The following is a 24,612-nucleotide window of genomic DNA, read 5'->3' on the forward strand; positions in this document are numbered from 1 at the left end:
ATCGAACCGCGGTGTCGCGTCTTTCAACAACTCTGCCCGTCGGATCATTTCGTCGTGCCAGCACCACTGGTTTGGTCGCCGCCCGTCGGTAGCGTCTGGCGGTGTGAATTCGGCGAGGTGGATGTGACGACGGCGGATGTGTTGAGCGATGAGAAGAACGACGACGTGGGCCTCTCGCCGACGCCCTGGCATCCCCTCACCCGGATCGCCTTCCGGTTCTGCGTCGCGTACTTCGGATTGTTCTGCCTGACGTTCGCCCAGGTCACGTTCGTCTACACCGGCGTGCTCGGCAGACGGTTCCCCGACCGCGCCGTGTTGTGGCAGATGGTGCAGCTGGATCCCGTCACCCGCTGGGTGGGCCGGGCCGTCTTCGGCGTCGACGCCGCGCTGAACCCCGATTCCGGCAGCGGTGACCAGGCCTCGATCTGGGTGCTGATCTTCACCCTGCTGGTCGTCGCGGTGGCCGCCACTGTCGTCTGGTCGATCGTCGACCGGCGCCGCACCTCCTATCCCCGGTTGATGGCGTGGTTCCTGGTGTTTCTGCGCCTGTGTCTTGGCGGGCAGATGTTGTTCTACGGCTTCGCGAAGGTGATCCCCACCCAGATGCCTGCCCCGCCGCTACCCGCGCTGCTGCAGCCGTTCGGCGACCTCAGCCCGATGGCGGTGCTGTGGTTGCAGGTCGGCAGTTCGCATCCCTACGAGATCGCCCTCGGCACCATCGAGGTCGTCGCCGGGCTGCTGCTCTTCCTGCCGCGCACGGCGACGCTGGGCGCCGTGCTCAGCCTGGCCAGCATGGCGCAGGTTTTCCTGCTGAACATGACCTACGACGTGCCGGTGAAGCTGCTCTCGTTCCACCTCCTGCTGATCAGCGCCGTGCTGGTCGCGCCGCAGGCTCGGCGCCTCGCCAACGTCCTGGTGCTCGAGCGACCCGCGGAGCCCGCCACCCAGCCGGCCTTGTTCTCGACCGACCGGCGCAATCGGATCGCGGCGGCAGTGCAGGTCGCACTGGGCGTGTGGGTGACCGTTGGCTGCCTCGTGCTCAACGTGCAGGTCTGGAACGAGGTCGGCGGCGGTAGTCCCAAGCCCGAGTTCTACGGCATCTGGGAGGTCACCGACTTCACCGTCGACGGCTCGGCGCTCCCGCCGCTGACGACCGACGAAACCCGTTGGCAGCGGCTGGTATTCGACACACCGGGTGCGGTCACCTATCAGCGGATGGACGGCGAACTGGTCGACGTGGTCGCCGCGGCGGGACCCAACACCCTGACCCTGACTTCTGGGACCGGTGCCACGCCGATGGCCACGTTCACCGTCGACCGACCGGCACCGGACCGGTTGCACCTCGACGGGCGACTCGACGGCCGGCCGGTCACCATGTCGCTTCGGCGCCAGCCGTTGGACGACTTCCTCCTGCGCAACCGCGGGTTCCACTGGGTGCAGGAGCAGCCGTTCTTCAAGTAGGGGCTCAGTCCGGCAGCCTGACCACCGGCAGCAGGTCGGCGATCTCCCCGGCCCGCGATCCGGACGACTGCAGCGTGCCGCTGGCGAGCGCATCGTCCAACGTCTGAAGACCGGTGGCCAGCAACAGCCAGGTGCGCGCATCGGTTTCGACCACGTTGGGCGGGTTGCCGCGGGTATGCCGGGGACCCGAGATGCATTGCACCGCAACGAACGGCGGAATCCGCACCTCGACGCTCGCCCCTGGCGCCTGCGCTGCGAGCGTGCGCGCGGTCAGACGGACGGCCTCGGCGATGCTGGTCCGCTCGGGTGCGGGAGCTGCCTCGTCGCGCAGCCAGTCGGCCAGCTCGAGGACGGCTTCGCGGGTCTTCATCGGATCCGCGGTACGGCGAGTCGCCATACCTTAGTGTCGCAAAGTGTCCGTCGACCGCCACCATCCGCCGTACAAGCTGGCGGGCGCGGTGTTGCTGGTCCTCGTCGCATTGTTCGGGCTGCTGGTGTCCGTGCAGTTCCGTGGCGGGTTCGGCGCGCCCGCCCATCTGACCGTTGTCTCGCCCCGCGCCGGCTTGGTGGTAGATCCGGGTTCCAAGGTCACGCTCAACGGGGTGGAGATCGGCCGCGTGGTGGGCATTTCCGCGGCCGACGGGGACGGCGCCCCGCAGGCCGAACTCGCGCTCGACGTCGAACCGCGGTACCTGCACCTCATTCCCGCCAACGTGATTGCCGACATCCGCGCCAGCACGGTGTTCGGCAACAAGTACGTCGCCCTCAGCTCGCCGGAACACCCGTCCGGGCAACGGATTTCGAGCGGCGACGTCATTCCCGCGGGATCGGTGACCACCGAGTTCAACACGCTGTTCGAGACGGTCACGTCGATCTCGGAGAAGGTCGATCCGATCAAGCTGAACCAGACGCTGACGGCGGCGGCCCAGGCGTTGAGCGGTCTCGGGTCGAGATTCGGGGTGTCGCTGGAGCACGCCAACGTCATTCTCGACGACCTCAACCCCCGAATGCCGCAGCTGCGCCGCGACGTCACCGGGGCTGCGGACCTCATCGACGTCTACGCCGCAGCGTCGCCGGACCTGTGGAACGGACTGCACGCCGCGACGACGACGGCACGCACGTTCAACGCGCAAAGCGCAGACGTCGATGCGGCGTTGATGGCCGCGCTCGGATTCGCGAACACCGCCACCGGGCCGCTCGAGGAGGCCGCACCGTACTTCGTCCGCACTGCCGCCGACCTGGTGCCGACGGCCAAACTGCTCGACGACTACCGCGCCATGATCTTCTGCACCATCCGCAACTACCACGACGTCGAACCCCGGGTGAAGAGGGCGCTCGGCGGCGACAACGGCTACTCGTTGGTCGCGTTCGGCACGGTGCTCGGCGCGGGCAACCCGTTCATCTACCCCGACAACCTGCCGCGGACCAACGCGCACGGCGGACCCGAGGGCAGGCCGGGTTGTTGGCAGAAGCTGACGCGCGACCTGTGGCCGCATCCGTATCTGGTGATGGACACCGGCTATAACCTCGCGCCGTACAACCACATTTCGCTCGGCGCGCCGATGTTCATCGACTACGTCTGGGGCCGTCAGTTCGGCGAGTTGACGATCAATCCCTGACGCTTGACGTCAACCATCGTTGAGGTTCTACGTTGGGCGCATGACCTTCAAACCACACGAGATCGAATACCTGCGCGGCGCAGTCCTCGGCCGGCTGGCGACCGTTCAACCCGACGGCACGGTGCAGAACAGCCCGGTCGGATTCACGTTCAACGAGTCCCTCGGCACCATCGACGTCCGCGGCTACCGCATGTCGAAGAGCCAGAAGTACCGCAACATCGCCGCCAATCCCAGAGTCGCCCTCGTCGTCGACGACATCGCCTCGACCGATCCGTGGCGGGTGCGTTGCCTGGAGATCCGCGGCACCGCCGAGCAGGCCGAGGCGCCGCCTGCACGGGCAGCGGCCGGCGACGAACTCGACACCGCGATCATCCGGATCACACCACGCCGAATCATCGGCTTCGGCATCGACGACACCGACACCGAGCCGCACCTGCTCAAGATGGACGCGCGCGACGTGTAAAGCGCCCCTGCACGGCCAATGCGGCCACGGCACCGGCTTCGTTGATCGCCAGGTGCGCGAGCATCGACGCGGCCAGGCTGCCCGACCGCGCGTATAGCCAGTCCAGTGCCCAGCCTGCGGCGCCGGTCACCAGCACGGTGCCCAGTACGGGCTCGCCCGTTCGGCGGGCGTCGGCGACGTGCGAAAGGCCGAACGCGGCGGACTGAACGACGCGGCCGGCCCGCGGCCCGAACGCGTCGGCGGCCATGGTGCCCAACGCCGCCCGGAACGCCGCCTCCTCACTCCACACGGTGCCGACCGGGATGCGCACCAACAGCCATGCGGCAGGATCAGGTAGCTCGCGGGCGAGCATCCCGCCGCGCACCCGAGGCACGGCCGTCGTCGTGGCCACTCCCGCCGACACGGCTGCGGCGACCGCCAGGCCCAGCCGCAGGCCACGGCCAAGCTCGGGCTGCCGCAGTCCCAGCGGCGCCCTGGTGAGGCGAACCAGCGCGGCAGCCAACAGAGTGTGTATCGGCACCTGCCACCGTGGCGACAGTCGAGGCCCGACGAACGCGCTCCACCCGACCAGCCCGGCGGCGAGCGTCAGAGCTCCGGCCGGGCGGAAGGGCTTGCGCCGCATCAATACTCGGGGCCGTTCGCGGCTTCGGAGTCCTGCAGCGACACCCGCACCCGCTCCGTGTCGTCGGCGGTCCAGCCGTCCGGCGGCGCGACCGCCGCCCAGCCGTCGAGTACCGACTCGCCATAGTTGTGGCCGTGCCCGCCGGGGACGCTCGACGCGTTGGTCATGTCGGCACTCACCTGCCAGAACGTGACGATCGGGTACCAGCGCATCGACGCGGTGCGGTCTGCGCCCGGCGGCTCGATGAGCCAATCCGGCCGGGAGAACAGCAGATTCGGCGACCACCAGATGATCGGGTCGGAGGCGTGCTGCAGGAACAGCACGCGGGTGCCGTCCCATGGTGGCTCGCCGGTCGTGGCGATGTCCGCTGCGTCGGTGGCCTGGCTGAACCGGACCGTGCGGCCGTTGTCGTACCGCGGTTCGACCTCGCGGGTGCCCGGGTCGCGGCGTTGCACCAACCCGCTCCACAGGGAGCTCTCGTGCGGTGGGCCCACCCACAGCACCGCCGAGAAGTCCATCCGGGCGATGTCGGGCAGCCACGGGAATGCGCCCTGTCCCGCAAGGGAACCCAGGCTCTCGCCGTAGAGCACCAGCTTGGGTCGCCGGTCCGGTGGACGCTGGCGCCAGCGGTCGTGGATCGTGTCGATGAGCAGCCGCCCCGACTCGACCGACTTCTGCCGGTCTCCGAGGAACGAGATCCAGCTCGGCAGATACGAATACTGCACGGCGACGAGTGCGGTGTCACCGTTGTACATCGTCTCGATGGCCCTGGCCGCGACCGGATTGACCCACCCCGTGCCGGTCGTGGGGACGATGACGAGCAGCTTGCGGTCGAAGGCGCCCGTGCGGTCCAGTTCGCGGACGATGACGTCCATCCGGGCGGCATCGGTGTCGGCCGTCTGCAGCCCGGCGTACACCCGGATGGGCTCCTTGGCTGGCCGCCCGTTCACCCGCGCCAGCGCGTCGACGTCGGGACCCGTCGCGACGAAGTTCCTGCCCTGGTAGCCGAGCGTGTCCCACGGCGCGAAAGACGTTGGGCTACCCGAGCGTTCGGGCTCCTTGGGCTGCGAGATGCCGTCGCGGGTGGTGGAGTTCTGCGGCTGGAACACCCGGCTGGCTCCGGCCAGGAACCCGCGGTACAGCACGCCGTTGATCAGCGTGATGAGCAGCACCACCACGATGGCCGTTCCGATGAAGAGCGCGACTTCCTGGTGCAGGTGCCAGCGGCGGATGATGACGAACGCCAGCAGCTTGATCGCGTCGAGCACGATGCGTGACACCCCGACGCATGCGCCACCGACGACGAGCGCGAGACCGAGGGTGCGGAGGTAGCCCAGCGTCGCCGGGCCCTCGATGCCCATCAGCGCCGACACCTGACGTTGCCACGCAGCGGCCGGGATCAGCACCAGCACGCTGGCGATGATCGACAGCGTGACAGTCGCGGTCTTCAGCCGATAGAGCACCGGCTTGCTGGGTGGCCACCACCTCCTGCGCCGTAACACGAAGTGGCGGAATGCCTTCCCGATGACGACGCCGATCGCATAGCCGATCGCGGCGTTGATGCCGCCGATCAGGCCGGCGAACAGCCAGTCACGTGGGAGCAGAGACGGCGTCAGCGACAGGCAGAAGAACAGGGCGCCGAAGGCCACGCCGACGAAGTCGAGTCGGACCAGGCCCCACGCCCATACCAGGAGGGGATGTCGAGTGTCGGCAGGCGCCCTCACCCGAACAGTCCGGGCAGCACGCCCTCCGACGTGGCCCGCAGTTCGCTGAGACTGACGGTGAACTGGCCTTGCACCTCGACGTCGGCGCTGCCCTCGTCGACCACGCCGATCCGGGTGGCCGGCAAGCCGCGCGCTTCACACATGGCGCGGAATCGGCTCTCCTCGGTGCGCGGCACCGCGACCAGCACCCGGCCTGCCGACTCGGAGAACAGCGCCACGAACGGGTCAGCGTCCTCGGGAAGCACGATGCGGCAACCGGTTTCACCGGCCAGCGCGGCTTCCACCACCGTCTGGATCAGCCCGCCCTCGGACAGGTCGTGCGCTGCCGAGACGAGCCCGTCGCGCGACGCGGCCGCCAGCACCTCGCCGAGCAGGCGTTCGCGCTCCAGGTCCACCTTGGGCGGCACGCCACCGAGGTGGTCGCCCGTGACCTGGGCCCAGATCGAGCCGTCGAACTCGTCGTGCGTGTCGCCGAGCAGGATCAGCGTTTCGCCCGGTTCGGTGCCGAGCCCGGTGGGGATGCGCCGCTTGACGTCGTCGATCACGCCGAGCACCCCGACCACCGGCGTCGGCAGAATCGCCGTGCTACCGGTCTGGTTGTAGAAGCTGACGTTGCCGCCGGTGACCGGAATGCCCAGCGTCGCACAGCCATCCGCGAGACCGCGGACTGCTTGGGAGAACTGCCACATCACGCCCGGATCCTCGGGCGAGCCGAAGTTCAGGCAGTTGGTCACGGCGACGGGGGTGGCGCCCGTGACGGCGACGTTGCGGTAGGCCTCGGCAAGCGCCAACTGGGCTCCGGCGTACGGATCGAGTTGCGTGTAGCGCCCCGACGCGTCGGTGGACACCGCGATCCCCCGTCCGGTGGCTTCGTCGATGCGCAAGACGCCGCCGTCGGCATGCTCGGCCAACACGGTGTTGCCGCGGACGTAGCGGTCGTACTGCTCGGTGATGAATCCGCGGCTACAGAGGTGGGGACTGCCCACCAGCGCAAGCAACGTCGCGCGCAGTTCGTCGCCGGTCGTGGGGCGCGGCAGCTTGGCGGACGTGTCTGCGATCAGCGCGTCCTGGGTGTCGGGCCGGGCGACGGGGCGCTGGTAGACGGGACCCTCGTGCGCCACCGTGCGCGGTGGCACGTCGACCACGGTCTCGCCGTTCCACGTGATCTGTAGGCGGTCGCCGTCGGTGACCTCGCCGATGACCGTGGCCAGTACCTCCCACTTGCGGCACACCGCCATGAAGGCGTCGACGTTCTCGGGCGACACGACCGCACACATGCGTTCCTGCGACTCGCTGGAGAGCACCTCGGCCGGCGTCATGTACTTGGCGCGCAGCGGCACCTTCTCCAGCTCGATCGACATGCCGCCGTCGCCGGCCGATGCCAGTTCCGATGTGGCGCAGGACAATCCGGCCCCGCCGAGGTCCTGTATGCCGATCACCAAGCCCGCCGCGTACAGCTCGAGGCAGCACTCGATGAGCACCTTCTCCATGAATGGGTCGCCGACCTGGACCGCGGGCAGCTTCTTGCGGCCGGGGCCCGCTCCCTCGTCGCCACCGAACGTCTCCGACGCCAGCACCGACACGCCGCCGATGCCGTCCAGCCCGGTACGGGCGCCGAACAGGATGATCTTGTTGCCGGTGCCCGACGCGAAGGCCAGGTGCAGATCCTCCTTGCGCAGCACGCCGACGCACAGCGCGTTCACCAGCGGGTTGCCCGCATACGAAGGGTCGAAGACGGTCTCGCCGCCGATGTTGGGCAATCCCAACGAGTTTCCGTAGCCGCCGATGCCACGCACCACGCCGTCGAGCACGCGCCGCGTATCGGGTGCATCGGCCGCACCAAACCGCAGTTGGTCCATCACCGCGACGGGCCGAGCGCCCATCGCCATGATGTCGCGGACGATGCCGCCGACGCCGGTGGCCGCGCCCTGGTATGGCTCCACGTACGAGGGGTGGTTGTGCGACTCGACCTTGAACGTCACCGCCCAGTCGTCGCCGATGTCGACCACGCCGGCGTTCTCCCCGATGCCCGCGAGCATGGCCGTGCGCATATCGTCGGTGGTGGTCTCACCGAAGTAGCGCAGATGCACCTTCGACGACTTGTAGGAGCAGTGTTCGCTCCACATCACCGAGTACATCGCCAGTTCGGCGTCGGTGGGACGACGACCGAGAATCTCGCGGATTCGCTCGTACTCGTCGTCCTTGAGGCCAAGCTCCCGGAAGGGCTGTGGTTGCTCGGGGGTGGTAGCGGCATGCTCAACGGTGTCCAGCGCGGGGACAAGCTCCGACGTCACTCAGACAGTTTAGGTGGCCAGCGCCATCAACCGCGTACGAGGACGTGCGCGAGGCGGGCATCCACCCCCGTTTGCGGCTCAAAACCGGCGGGTAGGCGATCTGTGTCACATCAATCACGAAGAAGGAAGGAGAAGGTTTCGCATGACCACGATGAGCGAAACCGGCCACGTGACCGGCACGAAGGACAAGGACTACAACCTCATCTGGTTCACGGAGCAGTGCCTCGAGAACGCCCTGCGGCTGGAGACCTACATCCAGGATGCCGAGCGCGACGGCGACAAGGAAGTCGTCGATCTGTTCCGCAAGGCGCAGTCCGATAGCCGCAAGGGCGCCGAGATGGCCAAGCAATTGCTGGCCAACCGGATTAGGTAGCGCGGTCGCCCACCGGCAGCCGCACCCGGGCGAACCGGTGCGCCGCTGCCGGTGCACCGACGCCGTGCAGCAGCACGCTGCCGAGCACCACGAGGACCATGACCTGCAGGACGGCGTGTTCGGCGCCGCCCTCGAGGACGTTGAACGCCAAGAGGCCGAAGACGATGGACGGGGTGCCCCTCGGCCCGAGCCAACCCAACAGCAGCCGTTCCGACCAGGAGAACTTCGACCGCAGCATGGCCACCGCGACCGGCAGCATCCGCACCAGCGTCAACGCCAGCAGGCTGAATACCACCACCCCGACGGTGACGCCGGACGCCCAGTAGGCGATCAACGTCACGCCGCCGAACACGAACCACATCGCCGCCGTCAGCAGGAAGCCGATGTCGTCGATCAGCTCCAACTCACGCGTCGCGTCCGGCGAGCGACGGAAGTAGTGAAAGCCGATACCGCAGACGAATGCGGCGACGAAGCCGTTGCCCTGTACCCCGAGACTCAGCGTGTAGGCGAGCGCGGGCGCGGCGACCATGATGAGGCGCTTCGACTGCTCGGTCATCAGGCCGTACCGCTCGGCGACGTTCGCTGCCAGCGCAAGGGCGGAGCCGATGCACAGTCCCAGAACGATGGCCTTGAGGGCATGGGGCAGCGCGGAGCTCAGCGCTTCCATCGGCGACTCGGCGTGCGTGTGGTCGCCGGCGAGAACGAGGGCGAACAACAGGATCGGCGAGACGATGCCGTCGTTGTAGCCGGCTTCGACGTGCAGCAGGTCTCGAACGCGGCTGGGGATCCGCTCATCGCGCAGGATCGATGGTGCCGACGCGAAGTCGATGGGCGCCACGACGCAGGCGATGATGAGGACCGTCGACCACGCGGCGCCGGGCAGCAGCCACAGACCGAGCAGCAGCGCGAGTCCCACGCTCAGCGGCAGGGCAAGGAACAGCAACCGCATGGCCGGGCGCGGGTACGCCCCGAGCAGGCCGCCCCGGACGTCGGCGGCGTCGACGAAGAGCAGCACCGCGAGGATGATCTCGGCGATGTGTTGGGCGAGAGTGGTATTGAGCGTGTCGGCCAGCGAGCCATGCGTCGTGTATTCGACGATCGCCCCCGCGAGGACGAGGAACAGCGGCGACGTGATGCGCCATCGCTCCATTCGCCGGGCCGATAGAGCCCATCCGGCCAGGACGACCGAGACGGCGATGAGTGACAACAGCACTCGCGTGATCTTGCCAGCGACCAGCCTGCGCTGTCAGGACGTCGGATCAGGGAGCGGGCGCCACGCAAAACGCGTTGCCCGCCGGGTCGGCGAGCACGACCCAGCGGAAGGCGTCACCGAAGCTGTGCCTGGCGGTCTCGCTGGCACCGAGGTCCAGTAGCCGCTGAACCTCCGCCTCCATGTCGGCGGCGCTGAAGTCGACGTGTACCCGGTTCTTGCCGGGCGTCGGGTCGTCTACTCTCTGGAACCCCAGCTTGAAGCCCTCGGGCTGGCTGACGAGAACGAATTCGCCTGGCACGACGGCGTTGACTTCCCCGTCCACCGCGCGTGCCCACCACTGGGCCAGCGTGTCGGGATCGGCGCAATCGAAGGTGATGGTTTCCACGGCAATCGGCATGCCCGGGACACTAACTCAGGCCGGTGATAGGAATGCCTGTAACGCAGCGGAATACGCGTGTACATCCTGCGCGCCCATCAGTTCGCGCGCCGAGTGCATGGCCAGCTGCGCCGCGCCCACGTCGACGGTCGGGATGCCGGTGCGCGCCGCGGTCATCGGGCCGATCGTCGAGCCGCACGGCAGGTCCGCTCGGTGCTCGTAACGCTGCAGCGGCACTCCCGCCTGTGCGCACGCCAACGCGAACGCCGCCGCGGTGCGCCCGTCGGTGGCGTAGCGCAGGTTGGGCTGCACCTTGAGCACCGGCCCGGCGTTCACCTCGATGAGATGGCCGGGCTCGTGCCGCTCGGGATAGTTGGGATGGGTGGCGTGGGCCATGTCGCCGGACGCGACCATCGACCCGGGCAGGCGGCGCAGGAAGTCCTCGCGGCTGCCGCCCGCGGCCAGGGTGATCCGTTCCAGGACCGTCAGCAGCAGTTCGGACTGCGCGCCGTGGTCGGACGTCGAGCCGACCTCCTCGTGGTCGAACAGGGCCAGCACCGGCAGCTGGGCCCCGGCGTCCGCGGCAAGCAACGCCTCCAGCCCGGCGTAGCAGGTGCCCTGGTTGTCCAGTCGGGGCGCGCTGATCAGGTCCTGGTTGGCGCCGATGACCGCCGACGGCGTGAGGTCGTGGGTCATCAGGTCGACGGCCAGGACGTCCGAAGGGTCGACGTCGGCGCGCTCGGCCACGAAGTCGACGAAGGACCGGGCGCCGGTGCCCACACCCCACACGGCGTTGACGTGGCGCTGCGGATTCAGTTCGACGGCCTTGCGGTCCTCGGCCAGGTGAATGGCCAGCTGAGGCACCCGCAGGATCGGGTCGTCGATGCGAACCAGTACGTCCCGGACTTGACTGCCGGCACGCAGGGACAGCCTGCCGCTGATGCCGAGGTCGCGGTCCAACCAGGAGTTCAGCCACGCCCCGCCGTACGGCTGCAACGCCACCACCTGCCAGCCCGACACGAGCCGGTCCGGATGCTGCTTGACCCGCAGGTTCGGGCTGTCGGTGTGCCCGCCGACGATGCGGAACGGGGCGCCGGCTTCGGCCGTCGACCGCCAGGCCACCAGCGATCCGGCGCGCACCGTGAAGTAGTCACCGGCGTCCGACGGCCAGGCCTGCTCCTCGGTGAGTTCGGTGAAGCCCGCGGCCGTCAACCGTTGCGCGACGGTGGCACACACGTGGAACGGCGATGGTGAGGCGTCGATGAACTCGCAGAGACTTTGGGGGCTAGCTGGCATCTTTCCATCTTGACGGGCGTTTTCGGCGGCCGTGGCGCTAGGGTCCTGATGTGCCCGATCCGATGCCGCAGCCGGTACTGGCTCCGCTGACTCCAGCGGCCATCTTCCTGGTCGCCACCATTGACTCCGGTGGCGAGGAGAAGGTGCACGACGCACTCCCCGACATCTCGGGTCTGGTGCGCGCCATCGGATTCCGGGATCCGACGAAACGGCTGTCGGTGGTGGCGTCGATCGGCTCCGATGCGTACGACCGGTTGTTCTCCGGTCCCCGGCCGGCAGAACTCCATCCGTTCATCGAGCTGACCGGCCCGCGCCACCACGCCCCGTCCACGCCGGGTGATCTCCTGTTTCACATCCGGGCCGAGTTCCTCGACGTCTGCTTCGAGCTGGCGGGACGGCTCGTCGAGGCGATGGCCGGGGCCATCACGGTGGTCGACGAGGTGCACGGCTTCAAGTTCTTCGACAACCGGGACCTGATGGGCTTCGTCGACGGGACCGAGAACCCGGACGGGCCGCTGGCCACCAGCGCCACCCAGATCGGCGACGAGGATCCCGACTTCGCCGGCGGTTGCTACGTCCACGTACAGAAGTACCTGCACGACATGTCGTCGTGGAACTCGCTTTCCGTCGAGGAGCAGGAACGGGTGATCGGCCGCACCAAGCTCGACGACATCGAGCTGGACGACGACGTCAAGCCCGCCAATTCCCATCTGGCGCTGAACGTGATCGAGGACGACGAGGGCAACGAGCTGAAGATCCTGCGGCACAACATGCCGTTCGGAGAGGTCGGCAAGGCCGAATTCGGTACGTACTACATCGGCTATTCGCGCACCGCCGCCGTGACCGAGCGCATGCTGCGCAACATGTTCATCGGCGACCCGCCGGGTAACACCGACCGAATCCTGGACTTCTCCACGGCGGTTACCGGGAACATGTTCTTCACTCCCACCGCCGACTTCCTCGACGACCCGCCGCCCATGCCAGGCGCCGAGACCGTCGCAGCTCCGCCCGCACCCACACCCGCCGACGACGGCTCGCTGTCGATCGGCAGCCTGAAAGGACTACCCCAGTGAACAATCTCTACCGCGACCTCGCTCCGATCACCGAAGTCGCCTGGGCGGAAATCGAATTGGAGGCCACCCGCACGTTCAAGCGGAACATCGCCGGGCGCAGGGTCGTCGACGTCAGCGAGCCCGGCGGGGCGGCCACCGCAGCGATCAGCACCGGCCATCTGCTCGACGTCTCCCCGCCCGGCGACGGCGTCGTCGCGCACCTGCGGGAGAGCAGGCCGCTGGTGCGGCTGCGCGTGCCGTTCACCCTGTCTAGGACCGACATCGACGACGTCGAGCGCGGCTCGCAAGACTCCGACTGGGATCCCGTCAAGGACGCCGCGAAGAAGCTGGCGTTCGCCGAGGACCGGGCGATCTTCGAGGGCTACGAGGCGGCATCGATCGGCGGCATCCGCAAGAGCAGCTCCAACCCCGCGCTGGCGCTGCCGTCCGATCCGCGGGAGATCCCGGACGTGATCGCGCAGGCATTGTCGGAGCTGCGGCTCGCGGGCGTCGACGGCCCGTACTGCGTACTGCTGTCGGCCGACGTCTACACCCAGGTCAGCGAGACCACCGAGCACGGCTATCCGATCCGCGAACACCTCAACCGGCTGATCGACGGCGAGATCATCTGGGCGCCCGCGATCGACGGCGCGTTCGTGCTGTCCACCCGTGGCGGTGACTTCGACCTGCAGCTCGGCACCGACGTGTCGATCGGCTACCTGTCACACGACGCCGACACCGTGCAGCTGTACCTGCAGGAGACGATGACGTTCCTCTGCTACACCGCCGAGGCGTCGGTCGCCCTGACGCGGTAGCGGTCTCCAGTTCCCCCTGCGATTTGGGCGTGATTACGTTTGCTGAGCGAGCGTTTTCACGCCCAAGTCGCGATGGCGGCTATTGACGACACTCTCATTGGTGATGATATCGTCAGTTAATGGGGGTGACCGCACCGCTGCGACCACGGCGACGCAACGCGCCGTCCGGCGTGCCCGTCTATGAACCGGACATCTTCGCTCCGGAGGCCATCGCCGATCCGTATCCGCACTACGCAGCCCTGCGCGAACTGGGACCGGTGGTCTGGCTGCGGGCGCAGCGGGTCTTCGCCGTCGGGCGTCATGCCGAGGTCAAGCACGTCCTCCTGCAACCGGACGTCTTCGTGTCTGGCCGCGGCGTGGCGCTCAACGCCCCGATCAACAAGCTGAGCAAGGGCACCACGCTCAACAGCGACGGGCAGGTGCACGACGATCGGCGCAAGATGCTCGCGCACCGGTTGACGCCCAAGGCGCTTCGCTCGATCAAGGACGACGTACAGCAGGCCGCTCGACGAGTCGTCGACCGCGCGTTGACCCTGTCTCGCGTGGATGGCGTCGGCGACCTCGCGTTGGGGTTGCCGCTGACGGTGGTACCCGACTTGATCGGATGGCCTGAAGACGCCAGGGAGAACCTGGTCACGTGGGCCGGCGCCACCTTCGACGTCCTGGGACCCCTGAATAGACAAGCGATTTCGGCGATGCCCACGGCCTTGGGCATGATGCGGTTCACCGCCAAGGTGGTGCGCCGCAGCGACCTTGCGGAGGGCAGCATGGCACACGACCTGCAGGCCGCCCACGAAGCCGGGAAGATCGACGAGGCCCAGTTGCGGGCATTCATGATCGACTACCTCGCGCCATCGATCGACACGACGGCCGGGGCGATCTCGGCGGCATTGTGGCTGTTCGCCATTCATCACGACCAATGGGAATTGCTGCGATCCGATCGGTCGCTGTTGCCCAACGCCGTGAACGAAGTCGTGCGGATCGAATCCCCGCTGCGCTCGTTCAGCAGGCGGGTCGCCGAGGAGACCGAACTAGCCGGCGTCCAGCTGCCCGAGGGTTCACGTGTCAACGTCTTCTACGCCTCGGCCAACCGCGACGCCGCCGTGTTCCCCAACCCGGACGACTTCGACATCACGCGAAACACCTCCGCGCAACTCGGTTTCGGCCTCGGCGTGCACGGTTGCGGTGGCCAGGGGCTCGCACGCCTGGAGACCGAATCGATCCTCACCGCGCTGCTGGACCGGGTCGAGCGCATCGAGCTCGACGGAGTACCGAAACTCGCGCGCAACAACATCATCCACCGATTCGATCGGCTGCCACTTCGACTGGTTCCCACGCCGGCGTCCATCAACGAGGAGGAGGCACAGTGAAGGTGATCGCCGACTACGACAGGTGCGAGGGGCATGGTCTCTGCACGCACCAGGCACCGGAGATCTTCGAACTCGACGATGGGGGGGACCTGGTCCATCGCTTCGAGGCTGCTGACCTACCGGCAAATCAACGCGACGCTGCATCGTCCGCGGTGGCGGCGTGCCCGGTGGCGGCACTTCGCCTCGAAGCCTGATTGGCCTCGAATTTCGCTGTCAGGCGGCCGAATTCGGGTTCATCAGCTCGTCGAGGTCCGGCAATGGCCGTTGACAAATTTCACGGGCTTCGTCGGCCGTCATGCCGAACAGCCGCAACACGTCTTCGGTCACCTTGTCCGCAGTCTCACCGTCGTCGCGTTCGGGGTCGTCGGCCAGCAGCTTGCCAAGGCCCAAGAGAGCGCCGCCGGCCACGGCAAGCCCCAGTTCGGCATCCTGGACGTCGAACCGTCCGGAGCGCGAAGCCGCCACGATGTCGCGAAGCGCGCGCGGCGCCAGGCCACGATCCGAGGACAAGAGCGACAATCCGTTGGCGAGCAGAATCTTGCTTTCCTGCGGGCGGCGACGAAACAGCCTTCCGGTGAGCCGGAAGCTGCACGCGAAGGTTTCTGCGGGGTCGTCGAGGGCCTCGGTGAGCTTGTCCAGCAGCGCGCCGTGCGTGTCGAGTGCGTCGGCGACCGCGGCCTCGAACAGTTGATCCTTGCTGTCGAAGTGGTTGTAGAAGGACCCCATTCCGACGTCGGCGGCCTGAGTGATCTCCAAGACGGGGACGTTGAGCTTGCCTGCGGCGATGAACGTCTGTGCCGCGCTGATCAGTGCACCGCGAGTGCGCTGCTTGCGACGCTCCAAGCGATTGGCGGGTTGTTCCGCTCGATCGGCCATGGTCACCCCCCTTCGGGAACCACTGTAGCGGACGATTCCATTACTGATGATTTCGTCAGAAAGTGTTGACTGATCACGACGTCGTATGTGACGATTTCGTCAGCATGGAAGGAACGGGACATGGATGAGATGGTCGGCGCCCACAATGACCTGCACAGCGAGCGCGGCGCCCGCCGGGGCGAGCACCCCGGACGGTCTCGCAACCCCGTGATCAAGGTCGAGGACATCGCGTGGCTCGAGTTCGAGAAACCCGACCTGACGCGTGCCGAGACGTTCGCCAGGGCGTTCGGCTTCGCCACGGGGTCCCGCACACCCGAGCAGGTCTGGTTGCGCGGCGCCGACCCAGGCGCGCAGTGCGTCATCCTGCGCCGTGGCGCGGTGTCACGGTTCACCGGTGTGGCGTTCAAGGCGGCCGACGAGGTTGACGTCCTGCGGCTCGCAGAAGCCTCCGGAGTGCCCGTCCGACCGCTCCCGGAAGCCATCGGCGGCGTGTCGGCAGATCTGGTGGATCCCAGCGGCATTCCGGTCCACGTTGTCGCGGGAATGCACGAATTATCCACGCTCCCAACGCAACAACCCCTCACCTTCAACGTCGGCGAAGAGCTTCACCGCTTCAACCGCACCCAGCGCCCACCCCGCCAGCCGGCCACCGTCCAGCGGCTTGGCCACGTCGTACTGCAGACGACGAGATTCACCGAAGCCGTGAACTGGTACCTCGATAACCTGGGGATGATCGTCAGTGACTTCCAATACTTCCCGGGTCAGCGCGACCGCGGGCCGGTGATGAGCTTCATCCGATGCGACCGCGGCAGCACACCCGCAGATCACCACACGCTGGCCATGGCGCTCGGCCCCACCAACCGCTACCTGCACTCGGCATACCAAGTGAGCGACCTCGACGCGCTGGCTGCCGGCGGCGAGTATCTGCGCGATCGGGGCTATCACCGGTCGTGGGGTATCGGCCGCCACATCGAGGGCAGCCAGCTGTTCGACTACTGGCGCGACCCGGACGGCTTCCTCGTCGAGCACTTCACCGATGGTGACATGTTCGACGACACGCTCGAACCCGGCTGGGCGCCGTTCACCGCGTCCGGCCTGTCGCAGTGGGGTCCACCCGTCACCAAGGACTTCCTCGGCACCACCCCCAGATCCCTTCCGTCCGAGGCGCGTTCGATCGTGGCTGCCCTTCGCGGCGACAACGAGTTCACCCTCACCCGCCTACGCGGTCTACTGAAAGCAGCCACGTCGTGACCATTTCGATCCTGCGGACCAACGACGCGTGGTGGGTTCAAACGTCCACCGGCGCAGCCAGAATCGCTACCACCGCGACGACGACTGGCGAGCTCCTTGCCGACCGCGCCGCCATCGACGAGGCCACCCACAGCGCCGACACCGTGCCGGTCGACAGCCTTGCCCTCCTCTCCCCCGTTACCGCCCCGTGCCGCGTCGTCGCGCAGATGACGAACTTCGTCTCGCACGTCAAGGATGCCGGCATGGACCCAAAGACGGTCCCGCTCACCTTCTTCCGCAAGACGTCCGGCTCGATTTGTGGCCCGTTCGACGACATCGTCAAGCCGGCGCACGTCAAGTTCCTCGACTACGAGGTCGAGATCGGCCTGGTCATCGGCCGCGACATTCCCGTCGGCACCGAGATCACCGAGGCGAACCTCCCGGACTTCATCGCCGGCCTGGTCGTCACCAACGACGTCTCGGCGCGCGACGTTCAGCTCCCCCAAACGCAGTTCTACGAGGCCAAGTCCTACCCGACGTTCACCCCCGTCGGCCCCGCCCTGGTGCTGCTCGACGCCGACGAACTGAAGCGCTTCGGAGACTTGCGACTACAAACGCGGGTCAGCGGCGAGGTGCGGCAGAACATGCTCGTCGACGGCGACATGCTGTACGGGCCGCTGCAAGCGCTGCAGTCCTTGGCGCGCTTCCAGGACCTCACCGCAGGCGATCTGGTGCTGACCGGCACGCCCGCAGGCACTGCCCTGAGTGCGCCGCCGAAACCGATCGAGATCATCGGTTCCCTGCTGCCGCCGGCGGTGAAGTGGAAAGCCTTCTTCAAGCGCCAGGCAGACAACCCGAAGTACCTGCAGCACGGCGACGTCGTCGAGCTCTCGGTGGCGACCGACGACGGCAGCATCGATCTCGGCACCCAACGCACCGCGGTGAAATACGCGTGACTCCGGATGTCGTACCCGTCGTCATCGTCGGCGCCGGGCCGACTGGCGTCACAGCGGCTACTTTGCTTGCCGATTACGGCATTTCAAGTCTCGTCCTCGACCGGTGGGACGGGGTGTACCCGCAACCCCGCGCGGTGCATCTCGACGACGAGATCTACCGCCTCCTCGCGCGCATCGGCGTGGCCGAGGAGTTCGCCGCAATCTCCCGGCCCGCGCTCGGCCTGCGATTGCTCGACCGCGAGCTACGTGTACTAGCCGAATTTCACCGTGCCCCAGGCGAAAGTGTGCACGGCTTTCCCCAGGCGAACATGTTCGACCAACCCGAACTGGAAGCGCTGCTACGCAACAACGTGAAGACACGGTCCAACGTGCAGGTTCGGGGCAATTCGGAAGTCACCGGCATCACCCAGCACGAACCAGGTCGCGTCCGGGTGACGTTCGCCGATCGGCTGACGGGCGAGCAGCACGTCGTCGACGCCGGCTATGTTCTCGGTTGCGACGGGGCCAACAGCATCGTGCGTTCGTCCATCGGGGTGGGGATGGAGGATCTGCGGTTCGAGCAGCGGTGGCTGGTGGCCGACGTGGTCACCGAGGCCGAGTTGGACCAGTGGGACGGCGTGCACCAGGTGTGCAATCCGGACCGCGCCGCGACGTACATGCGGATCGGACCGAGTCGATACCGCTGGGAGTTCCGGCTGTTACCAAACGAAACCGCCGACGTTTACGGCACGCACGGAGCCCTTCACGGGCTGATTGCGCCTTGGGTCAAGGACATACCCGACAACGACCTCGAGGTGGTGCGGATCACCGAGTACACGTTTCGCGCGCAGATCGCCGAGCGATGGCGGGATCGGAACGTCTTTCTGCTTGGCGATGCCGCCCATCTCACACCGCCGTTCATCGGGCAGGGCATGGGGGCGGGACTTCGCGATGCAATGAACCTCGCCTGGAAACTGGCAGGTGTGATCACGGGTGACTTCCCCGCGAGTGTGCTGGATACCTACGAGCAGGAGCGAAAGCCGCACGCTCGCACGATGATCCGCCTTGCTCTCGGAATCGGATGGGCGATGACCGCGGGCGGCCGGTTCGGCAGCGCCGTCAGGCGCACCGTTGCTCCGCGTTTGCATCTCATTCCCGGCCTGCGGGCGAAGATCGTCACCGGCAGGACACCTGCGCTGCGCCGATCGGCGTCGGTGCTCAAACGTCGCATGCCGGGGCAGTTGGCGGGCACGCTGTGCCCGAATCCCGTATTGGGCGACGGTGCCCGGCTGGACACGTTGCTGGGCAACGGGTTCGGCGTCGTGACCACCGTCCGGCCGACACCGTCCGAGCGCGCCCTGCTCACCGAACGCGGCGTCGTCGTGCACGTCACCGAACGGGGCAGCGAACTGGAGAGGTGGTTGCGCCGCAGTCGTGCCACCGTCGCCGTCGTCCGACCCGACCGCACCGTCATGTGTGCGGGCCGAAGCGTGGGTGTTCTGTGCGGGCTCGTCCCCCGGTTTCGCGGCGCTACTCAGGCGGCGAGCACGGCGTCCAGCGCCGAGTAGAACAGCCCCAGCCCGTCGTCGGACGGCCCGGTGAGCGCCTCGGTGGCGTGCTCGGGGTGCGGCATCAAGCCGACCACGCGGCCATTGGCCGAGCTGATGCCCGCGATGTTGCGCATCGAGCCGTTGGGGTTGTCGCGGTAGCGGAACACCACGCGGCCGTCGCCCTCGAGTTCGTCGAGCACGTCTTCGGTTGCGACATAGCGACCCTCACCCGACTTCAGCGGCACCAGCAGGTCGGCGCCGACCTCGTAGCGCGTCGTCCACGCCGACGAATTCGACACGACCTCGAGCCACAGGTCCTTGCAGACGAAGTGCAGCCCGGCGTTGCGGGTCAGCGCCCCGGGCAGCAGGCCCGCCTCGCACAACACCTGAAAACCGTTGCAAATCCCCAAGACCGGCAATCCGCGGCCGGCGGCGTCGATGACCTCGCCCATCACCGGCGCGAACTTCGCGATGGCGCCGCAGCGCAGGTAGTCGCCGTAGGAGAAGCCGCCGGGGACGACGACCGCGTCGACGCCCTTCAGATCGGCGTCGGCGTGCCACAGGTTGACCGGTTCGGCGCCTGCGAGCCGCACCGCACGCGCCGCATCCACGTCGTCGAGCGTGCCGGGGAAGGTGATGACGCCGACGCGCGCACTCACTGCGGATCTCCCGCAGGTTCGCGGGTGACCGTCCAGTCCTCGATCACGGTGTTGGCGAGCAGGGACTCGGCGATCTCGGCGACGGTGTCGTCGGCGACGTCGTCGGCCACCTCGAGCTCGAAGCGCTTGCCCTGCCTGACATCGGAGATGCCTGCCACGCCGAGGCGGCCGAGCGCCCCAACGATCGCCTGGCCCTGCGGATCGAGGATTTCGGCCTTCGGCATCACGTGCACTACGACACGGGCCACGCGCGCTCCTTAAGTCTGACGAATCAACCGGCGCCCACTCTACCGGCGGTGACGACTGCCGCGAGTCACCGGCACGAGCGGGCGTACGCCGCGCACAGCGGGGCGGCCAGCGCGTCGAAGATCACCGGATCGGGCGTCGAGCGCCACGGCACCGCCTGCGGCAACGCCGTCCACATCGCCAACTCGACGAGCGTGCCGCTGCGGGCGTCGACCAGCAGGTATTCGCGCAACACCTCCTGGCCCGGGCTGCTGATGACCGCGGCCACCGTGCCGGGCTGCTCGGTGGTGATCGACGGCGACGTCCGCGGCGACGTCACTCCGCAGTCCCTCAGCCGACCGAGCGCGGTCTGCAGCACCGCGTCGGCCGTCTGCCCCGACTGCCAGGCGTCGCCGCGCCAGTGCAGCACCTGCACCTGAAGTTGCCACTGCCCAATGGGCTGAGTCACCTGGGCCATGGCGGCGACGGCGTAGGTGCGCGGATCCGCCCCGACCGGCGGTGACGCGCACGTCTGCTCGAAGCGGAACGTCGGCGCTGGCGCGCTCGTCGCCAGCCCGGCCAGACCCGGCCACCGGTAGACGTCGGCGAGCGGCACGTCACCCGGCGCGATCCAGGCCGAATCGGGGATGCCGTCGCAGAACGGCGGGCAGTTGCCCGGCCCGGCGAGGGCGGGCGCCGTCGCGCAGAGCACCCCGCTGATGGTCCCGCAGACCACCAACGCCGACGCGAAGATCATTCGCACGTCGCACCCCCCGCCACGCCCAATGCGCGCCACAATATAGGTATGCAGCTCACGCACTTCGGACATTCATGCCTGCTCGCGCGTTTTCCTGACGAATCGGGCACCGATACGACGGTGTTGTTCGATCCCGGCAATTTTTCGCACGGATTCGAGGGCATTACCGGGTTGTCCGCGATCCTCGTCACGCATCAGCATCCCGACCATGCGGACACCGCACGCCTGCCCGCGCTGATCGAGGCCAATCCGCAGGCCGCGCTGTACGCCGATCCGCAGACGGCCGCCCAGCTCGGCGACCCATGGACGGCAGTTCGGGTCGGCGACGAGTTCAGCATCGGGCACCTGTCCGTCCGCGGGGTCGGCGGACGCCACGCGGTGATCCACCCCGAGATTCCGGTGATCGACAACATCTCCTACCTCGTCGGCGACGGCGTGCACGCAGCCCGGCTGATGCATCCCGGCGATGCGCTGTTCGCGCCGGGCGAGCCGGTCGACGTGCTGGCCGTGCCTGCCGCCGCCCCGTGGATGAAGATCTCCGAGGCGGTGGACTACCTGCGCGCGGTGGCGCCGACCCGCGCGGTGCCCATCCACCAGGGGATCATCGATCCCGGCGCCCGCGGCATCTACTACGGACGCCTGTCCGAGATGACCGACACCGACTTCCAGGTGCTCGACCCCGAGAACGGTACGGAGTTCTAGTGCGCGGCTAGGCGGTGTCGCGTGCGGCGGCGCGCCCAGCGGCGCGGCCCGAGAACACGCAGCCGCCGAGGAAGGTGCCCTCCAGCGAGCGGTAACCGTGCACCCCGCCGCCGCCGAAGCCGGCAGCCTCGCCCGCGGCGTACAGGCCGTCGAACACCGTGGCATCCGGCTTCAGCACCCGCGCGTCGAGGTCGGTTTCTAGTCCGCCCAACGACTTTCGCGTCAGGATGTGCAGTTTGACCGCGATCAGCGGGCCGGCCTTCGGGTCGGTGATTCGGTGCGGAGCGACGACGCGCGTGAAGCGTTCGGCGAGGTAGTTGCGCGCCCCGCGGATGGCGGTCACCTGGCTGTCCTTGGTGAACTTGTTGGCCACTTCGCGGTCGCGGGCGGTCACCTCGGCCTCGACCGTGGCGTAGTCCAGCGGCTCCACGTCGGGCACGTCGTTCATCTTGGACACCAAGTCCCGCAAGGAGTTTGCGGTGACGAAGTCGACCCCGCGGTCCACGAAGCGCTGCACGGGGGCCGGCGCGCCCGGCCTGACCCTGGCCAGCACCTCCCGCACGCTGCGGCCGGTCAGGTCCGGATTCTGCTCCTGACCCGACAGCCCGAACTCCTTCTCGATGATCCTGGCGTTGAGCACGAACCAGGTGTAGTCGTGGCCCGTCTGCGCGATGTACTCCAGCGTGCCGAGGGTGTCGAACCCGGGGTAAAGCGGTGCGGGCAGGCGCTTTCCGGTCGCATCGAGCCACAGCGAAGACGGCCCTGGCAGGATCCGGATGCCGTGCATGGGCCAGATCGGGTCGTAGTTGGTGATGCCCTCGGTGTAGTGCCACATCCGGTCGGCGTTGATCACGCGAGCGCCCGCGGACTCACTGATCTGCATCATCCGGCCATCGACGTACGCGGGCACGCCGCTGAGCAACTGCTCCGGCACCCGTCCCATCCGGGGCGGCCAATTCTTGCGCACCAGGTCGTGGTTGCCGCCGATGCCACCGCTGGCGACGATCACGGCCGATGCACGGAAGTCGAACTCTCCCACGGCAGTTCGGGAGGACGCGACACCGCGGGCGGCCGACGTCGGCTCGAGTACCGCGCCGCGGACACCGGTCACCGCACCACCCTCGACCACCAGCTCGTCGACGCGGTGGCGGTGCGCGAAGCGGACCTTGGGGCCTGCGGCCAGCAGCCGTCGGGCGAAGATGTCGACGATGGCTGGCCCGGTGCCCCACGTGATGTGAAAGCGCGGCACCGAGTTGCCGTGCCCGCGGGCGTCGTATCCGCCCCGCTCGGCCCAGCCGACGAGCGCGAACGTCTGCAGTCCGCGCTCCCGTAACCAGCTGCGCTTCTCGCCAGCGGCGAAGTCGACGTACGCGTGCGCCCACTGGCGGGGCCAGTGGTCCTCGGGCCGGTCGAACCCGGCGGTGCCGAGCCAGTCCTGCAACGCCAGCTCGTGACTGTCGTGGATGCCGACCCTGCGCTGTTCGGGACTGTCGACGAAGAACAGCCCGCCGAACGACCAGAACGCCTGCCCGCCCAGGTTCGCCGCGTTCTCCTGGTCGACGATCAGGACCGACCGGCCGCGGTCGATTACCTCGCATGCGGCGACCAGTCCCGCGAGCCCCGCTCCCACCACGATGACGTCAGCATCAGCCATGAGATGCCACGTTAGCCGTCACGGGTCAGGCGGCGTCCGTCAATGCCGGCTTGGGTGCCCAGCGGTACACGGCGGGCGCGCACCGATGCATGAGGGCGAGGTCGATGGCGTCGAGCAGCGCCTGGCGCGGGCCCGGCTTGTGCAGCTGCTTGGCGGATACCGCGAGGCGCAGGGTGCCGGAGCGGCGGGCGGTGCGCTCGGCCGCGAGCACCAGAGTCCGACACCACCACGGCTCGGTGAGGAAGCCTTCGCCGATGCCGAGCACGCGCGACCGGACCGTCGTCTGACGCACCAAGTCGGTGACCCCGCCGATGCCGGCAACGAGACGGAAGCCGTTGCGCGGCAACGCAATCATCGCGCCCTGCGACACCGTCCAGCCGGGTGCGGCGAACAGCCGGGTGCGAAGGCCGACGTGTTCGAGGACGCGGTCGGCGCCCATCAGGCGCAGGTTGGCCTCGTGCGCGGGCAGCGTCGCGAATTCGCCGCGGCGCTTCTTGGTGGCCGCCTCGTCGTAGCCGTGCAGGACCACGGCGTCACCGGCGGCGCGGCGCTGCCGCAGCCATTCGACGGTCGCCCGATCGGCGTCGAGCCGGTAGCCGCCCTTGAGCCGCGGCGCCACCAGCAGTGACACCGGCACCCGACGGGCCTCAAGCTCGCTACGGAAGGCGTCGACGTCGTCGATCGTCGCGTCCTTGATCCCGGAGATCGAGACGATCAGTTCTCCAGCCACCCCCGCAGTATGGCAACGCCAGGTGTCTCAACGGTTTACGACACGTGCGCGGGAGTTGACGATCCGGTGTTACCCAGGCAGGACGGCCTCGATGGCGCCGATGACCTCGGGGGCGTCGGGCTCGGTGCGCGGACGGAACCGGTTGACCACCTGGCCACCGGGCGCCAGCAGGAACTTCTCGAAGTTCCACTGCACGTCGCCTGCCTCGCCGTCGGCGTCGGCGGCCTTGGTCAACTCGGCGTACAGCGGGTGCCGATCCGGGCCGTTGACGTCGGTCTTGGCCAGCAGCGGGAACGTCACGCCGTAGGTGGTCGAGCAGAACGTCTGAATCTCCTCGGCGGTGCCCGGCTCCTGGCCCATGAACTGGTTGCAGGGCACCCCGACCACCGCCAAACCGCGGTCGCCGTAGTCCTGTGCCAGCTTCTCCAGCGCGGCGTATTGCGGCGTCAGGCCGCACTTGGAGGCGACGTTGACCACCAGGACCGCGCGGTCGGCGTACTCGGCCAGCGTGGTGAGCTCGCCGGAGAGCGTGGTCAGGGCGATGTCGGTCACGGGCTGCGTCATGTGCGTGACGCTACCGGGGGTAGAAGTCGTTTGGCAGGCTAGGTAACGGGAA

At 68.0% G+C, this 24,612-nt stretch carries 26 protein-coding genes; 12 read left to right on the top strand and 14 right to left on the bottom strand.

The window, feature by feature from the left end; all coding sequences use genetic code 11:
* Nucleotides 1-54: 54 nt before the first annotated feature.
* A complete protein-coding gene (locus N536_RS0108270; protein ID WP_369798395.1) occupies nucleotides 55-1,461 on the top strand; it encodes a DoxX family protein in 1,407 nt (468 codons plus the stop codon).
* A gap of 4 nt (nucleotides 1,462-1,465) precedes the next feature.
* On the opposite strand, the gene N536_RS0108275 is transcribed toward N536_RS0108270, so the two are convergent.
* Entirely contained in the window at nucleotides 1,466-1,858 is a 393-nt protein-coding gene (locus N536_RS0108275) for a sterol carrier family protein (RefSeq protein WP_029113186.1), read from the bottom strand.
* A 16-nt stretch (nucleotides 1,859-1,874) separates the two neighbouring features.
* On the opposite strand from N536_RS0108275, the gene N536_RS0108280 reads away from it, so the two are divergent.
* Both N536_RS0108280 and N536_RS0108285 read left to right on the top strand, forming a co-directional pair.
* Entirely contained in the window at nucleotides 1,875-3,080 is a 1,206-nt protein-coding gene (locus N536_RS0108280; RefSeq protein ID WP_029113187.1) for an MCE family protein, read from the top strand.
* Nucleotides 3,081-3,120: 40 nt separating this feature from the next.
* Entirely contained in the window at nucleotides 3,121-3,543 is a 423-nt protein-coding gene (locus tag N536_RS0108285) for a PPOX class F420-dependent oxidoreductase (protein WP_029113188.1), read from the top strand.
* Here the strand turns inward: N536_RS0108285 and N536_RS0108290 are convergent.
* From N536_RS0108290 to purL, 3 genes are read right to left on the bottom strand one after another with little or no spacing between them, the layout of a single operon-like run.
* Entirely contained in the window at nucleotides 3,518-4,165 is a 648-nt protein-coding gene (locus N536_RS0108290; protein WP_029113189.1) for a CPBP family intramembrane glutamic endopeptidase, read from the bottom strand. The genes N536_RS0108285 and N536_RS0108290 overlap by 26 nt on opposite strands.
* Nucleotides 4,165-5,889, bottom strand: coding sequence for an alpha/beta-hydrolase family protein (locus tag N536_RS0108295; RefSeq protein ID WP_029113190.1), 1,725 nt, complete (start codon nucleotides 5,887-5,889; stop codon nucleotides 4,165-4,167). Before N536_RS0108295 ends, N536_RS0108290 begins: the two co-directional genes overlap by 1 nt.
* Nucleotides 5,886-8,183, bottom strand: a complete 2,298-nt coding sequence (gene purL, locus N536_RS0108300) for a phosphoribosylformylglycinamidine synthase subunit PurL (protein WP_029113191.1) — start codon at nucleotides 8,181-8,183, stop codon at nucleotides 5,886-5,888. The genes N536_RS0108295 and purL overlap by 4 nt, the downstream gene beginning before the upstream one ends.
* A 142-nt stretch (nucleotides 8,184-8,325) precedes the next feature.
* On the opposite strand from purL, the gene N536_RS0108305 reads away from it, so the two are divergent.
* Complete coding sequence (locus N536_RS0108305; protein ID WP_029113192.1) at nucleotides 8,326-8,556, top strand: hypothetical protein; 231 nt, start codon at nucleotides 8,326-8,328, stop codon at nucleotides 8,554-8,556.
* Here N536_RS0108305 and N536_RS0108310 read toward each other — a convergent pair.
* The 3 genes from N536_RS0108310 to N536_RS0108320 are packed head-to-tail and all read right to left on the bottom strand — an operon-like array spanning nucleotide 8,549 to nucleotide 11,441.
* Entirely contained in the window at nucleotides 8,549-9,769 is a 1,221-nt protein-coding gene (locus tag N536_RS0108310) for a cation:proton antiporter (protein ID WP_029113193.1), read from the bottom strand. The two genes, N536_RS0108305 and N536_RS0108310, sit on opposite strands and share 8 nt — an antisense overlap.
* A gap of 46 nt (nucleotides 9,770-9,815) precedes the next feature.
* Entirely contained in the window at nucleotides 9,816-10,166 is a 351-nt protein-coding gene (locus N536_RS0108315; RefSeq protein WP_029113194.1) for a VOC family protein, read from the bottom strand.
* Nucleotides 10,167-10,181: 15 nt separating this feature from the next.
* On the bottom strand, nucleotides 10,182-11,441 hold the full coding sequence (locus tag N536_RS0108320) for a M18 family aminopeptidase (RefSeq protein ID WP_029113195.1): 1,260 nt from the start codon (nucleotides 11,439-11,441) through the stop codon (nucleotides 10,182-10,184).
* A 62-nt stretch (nucleotides 11,442-11,503) separates the two neighbouring features.
* Here N536_RS0108320 and N536_RS0108325 point away from each other — a divergent pair, with 62 nt between their 5' ends.
* From N536_RS0108325 to N536_RS0108340, 4 genes are all read left to right on the top strand, one after another.
* A complete protein-coding gene (locus N536_RS0108325) occupies nucleotides 11,504-12,514 on the top strand; it encodes a Dyp-type peroxidase (protein ID WP_197040093.1) in 1,011 nt (336 codons plus the stop codon).
* A complete protein-coding gene (locus N536_RS0108330; RefSeq protein WP_029113197.1) occupies nucleotides 12,511-13,308 on the top strand; it encodes a family 1 encapsulin nanocompartment shell protein in 798 nt (265 codons plus the stop codon). Before N536_RS0108325 ends, N536_RS0108330 begins: the two co-directional genes overlap by 4 nt.
* Before the next feature lie 119 nt (nucleotides 13,309-13,427).
* Entirely contained in the window at nucleotides 13,428-14,678 is a 1,251-nt protein-coding gene (locus N536_RS0108335) for a cytochrome P450 (protein ID WP_051574322.1), read from the top strand.
* Nucleotides 14,675-14,872 carry a ferredoxin gene (locus tag N536_RS0108340; RefSeq protein ID WP_029113199.1) on the top strand — a complete coding sequence of 66 codons (198 nt, stop codon included), beginning with the start codon at nucleotides 14,675-14,677 and terminating at the stop codon, nucleotides 14,870-14,872. Before N536_RS0108335 ends, N536_RS0108340 begins: the two co-directional genes overlap by 4 nt.
* 19 nt (nucleotides 14,873-14,891) lie before the next feature.
* Here N536_RS0108340 and N536_RS0108345 read toward each other — a convergent pair whose 3' ends face one another.
* On the bottom strand, nucleotides 14,892-15,554 hold the full coding sequence (locus tag N536_RS0108345; RefSeq protein ID WP_029113200.1) for a TetR/AcrR family transcriptional regulator: 663 nt from the start codon (nucleotides 15,552-15,554) through the stop codon (nucleotides 14,892-14,894).
* Nucleotides 15,555-15,674: 120 nt separating this feature from the next.
* Between N536_RS0108345 and N536_RS0108350 the strand changes: the two genes are divergently transcribed.
* Genes N536_RS0108350 through N536_RS0108360 form a run of 3 tightly spaced genes read left to right on the top strand, consistent with a single transcriptional unit; the run spans nucleotide 15,675 to nucleotide 19,287 of the window.
* Nucleotides 15,675-16,805, top strand: a complete 1,131-nt coding sequence (locus N536_RS0108350) for a VOC family protein (protein WP_029113201.1) — start codon at nucleotides 15,675-15,677, stop codon at nucleotides 16,803-16,805.
* On the top strand, nucleotides 16,802-17,740 hold the full coding sequence (locus N536_RS0108355; protein ID WP_029113202.1) for a fumarylacetoacetate hydrolase family protein: 939 nt from the start codon (nucleotides 16,802-16,804) through the stop codon (nucleotides 17,738-17,740). The genes N536_RS0108350 and N536_RS0108355 overlap by 4 nt, the downstream gene beginning before the upstream one ends.
* The gene (locus tag N536_RS0108360) at nucleotides 17,737-19,287 is read left to right on the top strand and encodes a bifunctional 3-(3-hydroxy-phenyl)propionate/3-hydroxycinnamic acid hydroxylase (RefSeq protein ID WP_029113203.1); all 1,551 of its coding nucleotides are present in this window, start codon (nucleotides 17,737-17,739) and stop codon (nucleotides 19,285-19,287) included. Before N536_RS0108355 ends, N536_RS0108360 begins: the two co-directional genes overlap by 4 nt.
* Here N536_RS0108360 and purQ read toward each other — a convergent pair.
* The 3 genes from purQ to N536_RS0108375 all read right to left on the bottom strand — a co-directional run bounded on the left by purQ (nucleotide 19,254) and on the right by N536_RS0108375 (nucleotide 20,910).
* A complete protein-coding gene (gene purQ, locus N536_RS0108365; RefSeq protein WP_029113204.1) occupies nucleotides 19,254-19,928 on the bottom strand; it encodes a phosphoribosylformylglycinamidine synthase subunit PurQ in 675 nt (224 codons plus the stop codon). The two genes, N536_RS0108360 and purQ, sit on opposite strands and share 34 nt — an antisense overlap.
* Nucleotides 19,925-20,176: a phosphoribosylformylglycinamidine synthase subunit PurS gene (purS, locus tag N536_RS0108370; protein WP_029113205.1), complete on the bottom strand. Its 252-nt coding sequence runs from the start codon at nucleotides 20,174-20,176 to the stop codon at nucleotides 19,925-19,927. The genes purQ and purS overlap by 4 nt, the downstream gene beginning before the upstream one ends.
* Nucleotides 20,177-20,241: 65 nt before the next feature.
* A complete protein-coding gene (locus N536_RS0108375) occupies nucleotides 20,242-20,910 on the bottom strand; it encodes a hypothetical protein (RefSeq protein ID WP_051574323.1) in 669 nt (222 codons plus the stop codon).
* A 48-nt stretch (nucleotides 20,911-20,958) separates the two neighbouring features.
* Between N536_RS0108375 and N536_RS0108380 the strand changes: the two genes are divergently transcribed.
* Nucleotides 20,959-21,612: an MBL fold metallo-hydrolase gene (locus tag N536_RS0108380; protein ID WP_029113207.1), complete on the top strand. Its 654-nt coding sequence runs from the start codon at nucleotides 20,959-20,961 to the stop codon at nucleotides 21,610-21,612.
* 7 nt (nucleotides 21,613-21,619) lie between these two features.
* On the opposite strand, the gene N536_RS0108385 is transcribed toward N536_RS0108380, so the two are convergent.
* The 3 genes from N536_RS0108385 to N536_RS0108395 all read right to left on the bottom strand — a co-directional run bounded on the left by N536_RS0108385 (nucleotide 21,620) and on the right by N536_RS0108395 (nucleotide 24,560).
* Entirely contained in the window at nucleotides 21,620-23,266 is a 1,647-nt protein-coding gene (locus tag N536_RS0108385) for an FAD-binding dehydrogenase (RefSeq protein WP_029113208.1), read from the bottom strand.
* A 25-nt stretch (nucleotides 23,267-23,291) separates the two neighbouring features.
* Nucleotides 23,292-23,996 carry a DUF2334 domain-containing protein gene (locus N536_RS0108390; RefSeq protein WP_029113209.1) on the bottom strand — a complete coding sequence of 235 codons (705 nt, stop codon included), beginning with the start codon at nucleotides 23,994-23,996 and terminating at the stop codon, nucleotides 23,292-23,294.
* A gap of 69 nt (nucleotides 23,997-24,065) precedes the next feature.
* A complete protein-coding gene (locus tag N536_RS0108395; protein WP_029113210.1) occupies nucleotides 24,066-24,560 on the bottom strand; it encodes a glutathione peroxidase in 495 nt (164 codons plus the stop codon).
* Nucleotides 24,561-24,612 lie beyond the last annotated feature (52 nt).

Source organism: Mycobacterium sp. URHB0044 (genome assembly GCF_000620625.1).
Classification (GTDB): Bacteria; Actinomycetota; Actinomycetes; order Mycobacteriales; family Mycobacteriaceae; genus Mycobacterium.

Excerpts from the sequence above, each read along its gene's own strand:
- N536_RS0108275 (WP_029113186.1), bottom strand. The coding sequence starts at position 1,858 with ATGGCGACTCGCCGTACCGCGGATCCGATGAAGACCCGCGAAGCCGTC.
- N536_RS0108285 (WP_029113188.1), top strand. The coding sequence starts at position 3,121 with ATGACCTTCAAACCACACGAGATCGAATACCTGCGCGGCGCAGTCCTC.
- N536_RS0108290 (WP_029113189.1), bottom strand. The coding sequence starts at position 4,165 with ATGCGGCGCAAGCCCTTCCGCCCGGCCGGAGCTCTGACGCTCGCCGCC.
- N536_RS0108305 (WP_029113192.1), top strand. The coding sequence starts at position 8,326 with ATGACCACGATGAGCGAAACCGGCCACGTGACCGGCACGAAGGACAAG.
- N536_RS0108315 (WP_029113194.1), bottom strand. The coding sequence starts at position 10,166 with ATGCCGATTGCCGTGGAAACCATCACCTTCGATTGCGCCGATCCCGAC.
- N536_RS0108320 (WP_029113195.1), bottom strand. The coding sequence starts at position 11,441 with ATGCCAGCTAGCCCCCAAAGTCTCTGCGAGTTCATCGACGCCTCACCA.
- N536_RS0108325 (WP_197040093.1), top strand. The coding sequence starts at position 11,504 with ATGCCGCAGCCGGTACTGGCTCCGCTGACTCCAGCGGCCATCTTCCTG.
- N536_RS0108335 (WP_051574322.1), top strand. The coding sequence starts at position 13,428 with ATGGGGGTGACCGCACCGCTGCGACCACGGCGACGCAACGCGCCGTCC.
- N536_RS0108345 (WP_029113200.1), bottom strand. The coding sequence starts at position 15,554 with ATGGCCGATCGAGCGGAACAACCCGCCAATCGCTTGGAGCGTCGCAAG.
- N536_RS0108350 (WP_029113201.1), top strand. The coding sequence starts at position 15,675 with ATGGATGAGATGGTCGGCGCCCACAATGACCTGCACAGCGAGCGCGGC.
- N536_RS0108375 (WP_051574323.1), bottom strand. The coding sequence starts at position 20,910 with ATGATCTTCGCGTCGGCGTTGGTGGTCTGCGGGACCATCAGCGGGGTG.
- N536_RS0108380 (WP_029113207.1), top strand. The coding sequence starts at position 20,959 with ATGCAGCTCACGCACTTCGGACATTCATGCCTGCTCGCGCGTTTTCCT.
- N536_RS0108385 (WP_029113208.1), bottom strand. The coding sequence starts at position 23,266 with ATGGCTGATGCTGACGTCATCGTGGTGGGAGCGGGGCTCGCGGGACTG.
- N536_RS0108395 (WP_029113210.1), bottom strand. The coding sequence starts at position 24,560 with ATGACGCAGCCCGTGACCGACATCGCCCTGACCACGCTCTCCGGCGAG.